The organism is Bradyrhizobium sp. AS23.2, assembly GCF_001908185.1.
Lineage (GTDB): Bacteria > Pseudomonadota > Alphaproteobacteria > Rhizobiales > Xanthobacteraceae > Bradyrhizobium.
In genome coordinates, this window is the sequence record NZ_LGHM01000337.1 from 1 (window position 1) to 1,513 (window position 1,513).

Here is a 1,513-nt window from a genome sequence, read left to right on the forward strand (position 1 = left end):
GCGTCGAACGAGGCCTGCAGGTTGACGCCCGCGTCAGACAGCGCCTGGTTGAGCTGATCGAGCGAGTTCACCGTGGCCGTCTTGGCGGTGCTGTCGAAGGCCGTGTAGGAGGCGCCGATGGTAATCGTAGCCGCCGTACCCGCCGCGGTCGTGAAGGTGATCACCGAACCTGTGAGTGCACCCTGGTTCAGGTTCGCGGCGGTGGCGGTGCCGGCTGCCGCGTTGGCGCCGGTGAAGGCGACGCTGGCCTTCGACGTGTAGCCCGAGGGCTGCTGCAGCGCCTGGTTGGCAATCGACTTCGCGGTATCGACGAGCTTGGAGAGCGATGTGATGCCGGTGTTGGCGGCCTGCAGCACCTGCACGCCGTTGCCGATGCTGTCGAGCAGATTGCTGATGTCGCTCGCGCGGGCATCGAGGCCGGCGGCGGTGAAGAAGTTGGTCGGGTTGTCGAGGGCGCTGTTGACCTTCTTGCCGGTGGCGAGACGGCCCTGCGTAGTCGCGAGCAGGTCGGCGGTGCCCTGCAGCGAGAGCAGGTTCTGGCGGACTGCGGCGGTAAGGGTGATGTTGGACAGAGACATGAGGGCACCTTTCTGGCGTAAATCTACAGCCGGCCTTTCTTGGCCGCGTGTGGCGAAACCCTAGGAACGCTATGGTCAACAAAAGATGAAACCGGCCCTGCGATGGTTAATGCAGCGGACGCTTTCGAAGAATTATGGTTAAGGAACGGTCAATGACGGCGGAGGCCTTAAGCAGGACTTAAGGCGCGACCACCGCCGAAGCAGTCAGAATGTAAATTGGGACAAAAAAGAACGGCGGGGCCGAAGCCCCGCCGTCCCGTTGAGTGAACCGATCCGCTTAGCTTAGCGCAGCAGCTGCAGCACGCTCTGCTGCGACTGGTTGGCGAGCGCCAGCGCCGAGGTCGCGATCGACTGGCGGGTCGACAGCGCCTGGCTGTTGGCCGCTTCCTCGTTGGCGTCGGCCAAGGTCAGGTTGGACGATCCGGTCTGCAGCACGTTGATCAGGCTCTTGTTGAAGTCCTGGCGGATCTGCACGATCGACAGGTTGGCGCCGAAGGCCGAGGCCTGCGAGCGCAGCGTTGTGCTGGCGGTGTTGAGCGCCGTCAGGACATTGTTGGTCGAGGTGTTGTCGGTGAAGTCGGTGCCGGCAGTGAGCTTGCTCAGACCGAGGCCGGCCGGATCGAAGGTCACGCCCGCGATCGTCGATGTCGACTTGCCGGTTTCGTTGAACACCAGCTTCAAGCTGTCACCGTTGAGCAGGTTGATGCCGTTGAAGGAGGCATCCTGCGCTGTGGTCTTGATCTGGTCAATGATCTGGTTGTACTGCGCAACCAGACTGGCGCGGGCATTTTGCGACACCGAGTCCTTGACCGCGGCCGTGACAGAACCGAGGGTGCCGCTGGCGGCCGCCGTCGAGATGTCGACCGCGTCAGCCGCGGTGGGGGTGGTGGCGGTGGCGCCGGCAGTGATGGTCTGGCCCGACGCATCGTTGGACG

At 63.6% G+C, this 1,513-nt stretch carries 2 protein-coding genes; both read right to left on the reverse strand.

Translation table 11 applies throughout. The annotated features are described in order from the left end of the window. Window positions 1–572: flagellin N-terminal helical domain-containing protein (locus tag AC630_RS47660; protein ID WP_502691599.1), on the reverse strand; the 572-nt coding region annotated here is incomplete at its 3' end. Window positions 573–860: 288 nt separating this feature from the next. After that, the coding region (locus AC630_RS41945; RefSeq protein WP_283808486.1) for a flagellin at window positions 861–1,513 on the reverse strand (653 nt) is incomplete at its 5' end.